The organism is Kitasatospora sp. NPDC001159 (genome assembly GCF_053598235.1).
Genome location: NZ_JBSFJV010000192.1, coordinates 1 through 6,223 on the forward strand (window position 1 = coordinate 1; position 6,223 = coordinate 6,223).

Here is a 6,223-nt window from a genome sequence, read left to right on the forward strand (position 1 = left end):
AGTTGCACTCGCGTCATGCAAGACGATCTACCGGATTAGACCCTGTCACGAGGGCGAATCCCGCAGATTGATCACAAGCCGATACGCGCCCTAGTGCGGCTGGCATACGCTGAAAAATCCGCCTCACCCCGTACGAGCACTGCGATGCCCGCCGAAGGAGAGCATGTGGAAGACCAGACGCAGCAGGACGAGGCGAGCCCCGAGGTGCAGGCACGCATCCGGGACAGCTTCGACCGCCAGGGGCTGATGCGCCACCTCGGCGCCCGCATCACCCACATCGCGCCGGGCCTCGTGCACATCGAACTCCCAGCCCGGCCCGAAGTGACCCAGCAGCACGGTTACTTCCACGCCGGCGCCACCAGCGCCATCGCCGACAGCGCCGGCGGCTACGCCGCCTTCACTCTGTTCCCCGAGGGCAGCGACGTGCTCACCGTCGAGTACAAGATCAACCTTCTCTCGCCCGCCGTCGGCGACCACATCGAGGCCGTCGGAACCGTCCTGAGGGCAGGACGCACCCTGACCGTGTGCCAGCTGGAGGTTTTCGGCATCCAGGATGGACAGCGCAAGCTCGTCGCCAACGGGCAGCAGACGCTGATCCGCGTGGACCGACCCGAGCAGTGAGCCCGCAACTGACTTTCCTGTCCTGGGAGACCTGGCAGCAGAAACCGTTCCCCGATGCTGCGCGTCCTCACCCCGTCCCTGCCCCCGGTAGCCGAGATTGGTGACACCCGAGTCCTTCCCGACGTACTCGGAGATCCTCAGTCCGATCGGGTCTCCGCTGTCGCGGGGAACGGTGTAGGACAGCCAGTCCGATGACCGGGCGGTCGCGTTGTTGGGGTTCTCCAGGATTCCCTGGCTGGCCATGGTTCGGCTCCGGTATTGCATGGCCTTCCGTGGTTTGCCACTCACGGCCGTGTACTTGACCACCTGTCGGCGGCACTCCGGTGCGGGGCCACTGCGGAGTCCCGCAAGTCGAGCGGCCCGACGTCGCAGCCGTCCTCGACGCCTTCGGCGACCAGCTCGGCGTCGGACAGCGCGGGGATCAGCGCGGCCAGCAGCCCCGGGCCCGGGAGGGACCCGGTGATGGCCCTACCAGCCCCCAAGCGGTCGGAGGCTCGCTCTGAAGGGCACATACGGGGGCTCCCACTGCGGCCATCCGGCGTCCGCCCCGGCCCTGTGTGGCCGCCAAGCCGATCGAGCACCTGCCGGACGGCACGTATCTGGCCCGGATGAACCTGGCCGGGCAGAAGCGGGCGGCACCCGGCCACGTCGTCCTGCGCGTGATCGAGTATCAGGTGGATGGTGGCGAGGTCATCCGGCTGCTGACCGATCTGCTCGACCCCGAGCAATACCCGGCAGCCGAGCTCGCCGCCCCGTATGCCGACAGGTGGGGGGGAATCCTCATATCGCCAGGTCAGACGTTTCAGCGTGGCCCGCAGCAGGTCCTGCGCTCCGCCGACCCGGATCTGGCACTCTGCGGGGCGGCGCAGGCAGCACGAGCTGGACGAGGGCGCCCGACCGGCGAGCACTGCCGAGGTCGGTCGCTGGCCGCCCGGACGTGTATGTGCGAGGGGAGGTCGACCGGGGTATGTGTGTGGTTCAACTTCGTTTGCTCTTGGGGGTATTGGATGTCATCGGGGGACGGGGCCGGGCTGGTCGGGGCGGTCGTGGCGGCGCTGGTACAGGAGGCGTCACGAACGGCAGGAGAGGAACTCGCGACGTTCGGGCCGCTGGTGCAGAGCGTGTGGCAGGGACTGGCGCGTCTCCCCCGCTGGGAGCAGGCCGCCCGGCGCCTGGCCGAGGCCCCGGGCGACGACCAGGCCCGGCAGGAGGCGACCGAGATGGTCGGCGAGCTGCTCGCCCTCGACAGCGGCCTGGAGGAAGCGCTGGCAGCCCGCTGGCCCGTCTCCGAGACCGCTCCGCAGTCGTCCGGCCCCAGCACCGTCAGGATCAGCGGATCCCCCATCGGCGGCTCCGGGACGACCGCGGTGGGGATCGGGAACATCGCCGCCGGCGGAAACGTGGACAACAGCACCAAGACCGTCAACCGGCGCGGCGGCGGCGCCGGGGCGCTGGCCGCGGTTCTCGCCGTGACGGCCGCCGTGGGAACCCGGCACCGGACACTCCACCGCCGTACTGACCACGAACCAGGTCAGGCAGATCCTTCCCGACCTCCACGCCGTCCCGGCAGGCTGGACCCTGGCCGATGGGCCCCAGGCCAGTGAGATCGAGCAAGCCTGCAAACAGAAACCCGCGACACCCTCCGCCCCCTACGACGGGACGCTGTGCGACCACGCCAAGGCCTTCGGCAGAGTCGATTTCACCCACGACGGCAACAGGATCGAATTCCGTGTCGTGGCCTACGACAGCCCCACCGGCGCTGACGCCGTCTACCAGAGGTTCAGCAACATCTCCACCGATTCCAACAGCACGCCCGCCGCGTTCCCCGCCCTGGGAGACTCCTCCAGCGCCTGGAGCGAGGGCTCGACCGCCACCGCAGCCGTCCGGGTCGGCACGACCGTCCTCCTGGTCGACTACCACCCGAAATACCTGATCGAGGACTCGGATCGCGCCGCCGTGGCACCCCTCGCACGCATGCTCACCATCCGCTCCCAACAAGCCCAGAACGGACAAACCCCGACCGCCACCGTCCAACAGACCCAGTAACCCACCACAACCTCGTCCGGAGCGGACACCAGCGCCGCCACCAGCTCCCGCCTGGTCGGGGCGGGCAACACCACTGCGGCGCGGGCCTGCACGCACCCCGGGCACTCCAACCGGCCCGGGCCGGCCATCTCCCGCAACCCCCAGCACAGAACCCTCCTCCCCGCCGATCAAACCCCGGCACGTCCAGCACGGACGCAGCGAGGCGTTCGTCGTGCGGGCGGCTTCCAGTTGCTCTTCGGCCTCCCGTTCCAGCCGCTCCTTCCGTTCCTCGTGGCAGGACCAGCAGTGGCCGCCGGGGCGACGGGTCCATTGGCGGCCGCTGTAGACCCAGGTGCTTTCCTGCCCGGGTACGTCGACGCAGGCCAGGGAGTCCATCAGCCCCCGATGGGCCTTGTGCTGCTTCCACTCCCGGGCGGCCTGGCGCTGGTCGTAGGCGGCGCGGGCCGGTGGACGGTCAGCCGGGAGCCGTCGAGGACGGCCGACAGCCGGGCCAGGGGCCGGTGGCCAGCACGGGGGCGGGGTCGCGGTCGGCCCAGTTGTCCTCGAGGCTCAGCGGGCGGCCTGGGGCAGCGACGACGACCAGGACCGGGCGGCGGTCGGGCAGCACCTCAGGCCAGGGACGGCCCTGCAAGCCGGTGCTGCCGATCGTCTCCATGCGCCGAACCCTCCTACCCGCCGATCGAGCCCTGACACGTCCAACACAGGCGCAGCGAGGCGTTCGTCGTGCGGGCGGCTTCCAGCTGCTCTTCGGCCTCCCGTTCAAGCCGTTGCCAGCCGGTCCTTCCGTTCCTGGTGGCAGGACCAGCAGCGGCCCCTGGGGCGGCGGGGCCACGAGCGGCGGGGCCGGGCTGAGGTGGCCTGGAGGCCTTCTTGGAGGCCCGCACGCCGCGCCCGCCGCAGCGTGGGCGGTGCCGCCCCGCACAAACGCGACCACGGTCTCGTTGACCGCCATCGCGTGCGGCGCACCAGAGCGGCCGGCGCACCAGAGCGGCCGGCGCAGCAGAGCGGCTGGCGCCCCGGTCACCCCGCGCGTCTCCGTGCGCGGGGTGACCGGCGGGGACGTGCCGTGTCCGTCAGTGGGTGAGCTGTTCCAGGGCGGCCAGGGCCTGGGGGGCGTCGGCGTAGGGAACGAACAGGTGGTCGTGGTGGAAGCCGGCGACCACGTTGCAGCTGAGTCCGACCTGGGCCAGGGCCTCGGCGAAGACCGCCGTGAGGCCGATCGCCTCCAGCGCGGAATGCACGCGCAAGGTGATCCAGCCGGCGACGTAGTCGTAGGCCAGGCCTGCCCGGTCGGCATCCTGCTTCGGCAGGACGAGGGTCAGGCCCTCCTCCTCGGCAACCGTGACGACAGGACGGACGCCGGCGGGAATGCGGCCGTCGGGGGCGACCGTGAACACGTACTCCCCCGCATTGAGCTGCGGACTCATTCCGGCGAGCAGCTTGCGAAGGTCCTTCTCTCCTGCCACGGGGGTCTCCTCGGGAGTGTGGTGTTCGGAACGATCCGCCGAGCGTGGGCGCACGACGGTCAGGGAAACGGCGGACACGAGGGCCCAGGCGCCCTCCAGCAACAGGAAGCCCCAGGACCCCTGGCGGAGTGCGATCACCGCGAGGGTCGCCGAGCCGACGAGGTTCAGCGACAGGGCGGTGCGCGAGTCCCCGCGCAGGAGCCGCGCCTGACCGGCGACGAAGGCGACGAGGATGAGGAGGGAACCGGTGATTTCGACGAGATCGATGCGATGCATGAGTGCGCTGCGAGCCGTCTTTGCTGGACCGGGTACGGCAACGCTCTCGTCCGGGGTGACGCCAAAACGGCGTCACCGCCGCTCACTGTAGCCCTGCCCCATGAAGGTCGGAACCCCGGGTCCCGCAGCAGGTCGGTGTGCGATCTACGATGATCAGGTGGCAGACAAGAGCGGTACACCCGACCTGGTGGCGACCGGGACGACAGGCAAGGCGGCTGGCAAGGCGGCTGGCATGACGGCGGGCGGGTCGGGCGGCGCGATGGAGGTCGAGCAGAACCTGGTGGCCACGCCGGTGGGGGATGCGCGGATCAGCTGGCACCGGCCGGTCGGCCCGACCCGCGCGGTGCTCGGCCTCGGGCACGGCACCGGGCGCGGGATCGAGGCGGCGGACCTTGCCGCGCTGGCCGCCGCGCTGCCCGCGCACGGGATCACCGTCGCGCTGGTCGAGCAGCCCTGGAAGGTGGCCGGCGAGAAGGAAGCGCCCGATCCGGAGACGCTGGACACGGGCTGGATGCCGGTCGCCGAGCGGCTGGCCGCCGAGGGCGTACCGCTGGTGGTCGGCGGCCGCAGCGCCGGGGCCCGGGTGGCCTGCCGGACCGGCGCGGCGAGTGGCGCGGTGGCCGTGCTGGCGATGGCCTTCCCGCTGCACCCGCCGGGCCGGCCGGGGGACTCGCGGGCCGCGGAACTGCTCGGCAGCGGGCTGCCGACGCTGGTCGTACAGGGCGCAAAGGACCCGTACGGCGGGCCGGAGGAGTTCCCCGCCCTGCCAGCAGGCTGGCAGCTGGCCGGGGTGCCGGCGGCGGACCACGTCTTCGCGGTGTCCGCCCCGGCGGCACAGCCGGCAGCCAGGACGCTGGCACTGATCACCAGGACGGTCACGCACTGGCTGGCGGACCTGGCGCTCTAGTGACAGCGGCTGTGCCAGCCCGTCAAGATCTCCTGGCAATCGGTCAAGGTCGCCTGTCAGAGGACGGCGGGGGCGGGCACGCGCTCGCTGGCCTTGCCGGGTCCAGCTCCTCCTGGTCCGTTCTGCCCCTGTGAGGCATCACCGCACGAGTTGATCACTGGTAGCCTCGCCTCGACCTATCAAGATCGATTTCAGGGGGTGTGCTAGGGAGTTCCCGCTCGGTGAAGTTCCGATCAGCTGGTGACGGTTGCAGGATGCGATGACCATACGGGCTGCCTGGATCCTGAACGGGCCGGGCAGCCGTGGCACGGCGATCGCGCACCGAGGTTCCCCCGAGGTGCGGGTTGCCCGACGCTCTCTGGCTGGGTGCCGATGCGCTGGCGATGTGCGGCGGGACGACGCCGGTTCGGGTGGTTCGGACGACGGCGGAACCACCAACACGGCGAGCACCGGCGGGCGCAGCACGGCCGGCAACCGGCCGACGGCAGGCGGCCCGGCAGAGTGGGCGCCTGGCCGGGGCGGGCAGCACCAACGGGCCCAAGTCCTTTGCGGCGCGGGCCTGGTCGAGGAAGTGACGAAACCTCGGGGCGGAACGCCTGTTCAGCTACCAGCCGGAGTCGACCAGCACGCAACTGTCCGGGGTGATGTGGTGGGTGCGGCCTGAATAGCTGACCATCCGGTAGTGGCTGGTCACCCTGAGGCGGGGCGCGGTCGCGGCTTCCTCCAGGCGGATGCCGAAGCATCCGTACATGCCTGGCACGCCGAACCACAGCTCGGCGTCGGGCAGTTCGGTCAGGACGCAGACCTGCGGGTCTCCTTCTCGACCTGCCACTCGCGCTCGGCCTTGCGCAGCCGGGCGAGCTCGGCCCGCTCATCGGCGCTCAGTGCTTGCCCGGTCGACGACGGC

General features: G+C 71.0%; 8 protein-coding genes, 1 pseudogene and 1 riboswitch. Of the genes and pseudogenes, 4 read left to right on the forward strand and 5 right to left on the reverse strand.

What is annotated here, in order from left to right; genetic code table 11:
- The first annotated feature begins 165 nt into the window (after nucleotides 1-165).
- Nucleotides 166-621, forward strand: a complete 456-nt coding sequence (locus ACWC9T_RS40200; protein WP_449825994.1) for a PaaI family thioesterase — start codon at nucleotides 166-168, stop codon at nucleotides 619-621.
- Between the two features lie 284 nt (nucleotides 622-905).
- Here ACWC9T_RS40200 and ACWC9T_RS40205 read toward each other — a convergent pair whose 3' ends face one another.
- A complete protein-coding gene (locus ACWC9T_RS40205; RefSeq protein ID WP_449825995.1) occupies nucleotides 906-1,103 on the reverse strand; it encodes a hypothetical protein in 198 nt (65 codons plus the stop codon).
- 525 nt (nucleotides 1,104-1,628) lie between these two features.
- Here ACWC9T_RS40205 and ACWC9T_RS40210 point away from each other — a divergent pair.
- Both ACWC9T_RS40210 and ACWC9T_RS40215 read left to right on the forward strand, forming a co-directional pair.
- Nucleotides 1,629-2,225 carry a hypothetical protein gene (locus tag ACWC9T_RS40210; protein WP_449825996.1) on the forward strand — a complete coding sequence of 199 codons (597 nt, stop codon included), beginning with the start codon at nucleotides 1,629-1,631 and terminating at the stop codon, nucleotides 2,223-2,225.
- Between the two features lie 130 nt (nucleotides 2,226-2,355).
- Nucleotides 2,356-2,667 carry a hypothetical protein gene (locus tag ACWC9T_RS40215; RefSeq protein ID WP_449825997.1) on the forward strand — a complete coding sequence of 104 codons (312 nt, stop codon included), beginning with the start codon at nucleotides 2,356-2,358 and terminating at the stop codon, nucleotides 2,665-2,667.
- Nucleotides 2,668-3,121: 454 nt separating this feature from the next.
- Here the strand turns inward: ACWC9T_RS40215 and ACWC9T_RS40220 are convergent, their stop codons facing one another.
- From ACWC9T_RS40220 to ACWC9T_RS40230, 3 genes and pseudogenes are all read right to left on the reverse strand, one after another.
- Nucleotides 3,122-3,322: a hypothetical protein gene (locus ACWC9T_RS40220; RefSeq protein WP_449825998.1), complete on the reverse strand. Its 201-nt coding sequence runs from the start codon at nucleotides 3,320-3,322 to the stop codon at nucleotides 3,122-3,124.
- A 418-nt stretch (nucleotides 3,323-3,740) separates the two neighbouring features.
- Complete coding sequence (locus ACWC9T_RS40225) at nucleotides 3,741-4,133, reverse strand: ACT domain-containing protein (RefSeq protein ID WP_449826000.1); 393 nt, start codon at nucleotides 4,131-4,133, stop codon at nucleotides 3,741-3,743.
- Between the two features lie 72 nt (nucleotides 4,134-4,205).
- Nucleotides 4,206-4,409, reverse strand: a pseudogene (locus tag ACWC9T_RS40230) (CBU_0592 family membrane protein); the annotation flags it as partial.
- Nucleotides 4,410-4,417: 8 nt separating this feature from the next.
- Nucleotides 4,418-4,488, reverse strand: a riboswitch (guanidine-III (ykkC-III) riboswitch).
- 153 nt (nucleotides 4,489-4,641) lie between these two features.
- On the opposite strand from ACWC9T_RS40230, the gene ACWC9T_RS40235 reads away from it, so the two are divergent.
- Nucleotides 4,642-5,316, forward strand: a complete 675-nt coding sequence (locus tag ACWC9T_RS40235) for an alpha/beta hydrolase family protein (RefSeq protein WP_449826001.1) — start codon at nucleotides 4,642-4,644, stop codon at nucleotides 5,314-5,316.
- 604 nt (nucleotides 5,317-5,920) lie between these two features.
- Here the strand turns inward: ACWC9T_RS40235 and ACWC9T_RS40240 are convergent.
- A complete protein-coding gene (locus ACWC9T_RS40240) occupies nucleotides 5,921-6,148 on the reverse strand; it encodes a hypothetical protein (RefSeq protein ID WP_449825999.1) in 228 nt (75 codons plus the stop codon).
- Nucleotides 6,149-6,223 lie beyond the last annotated feature (75 nt).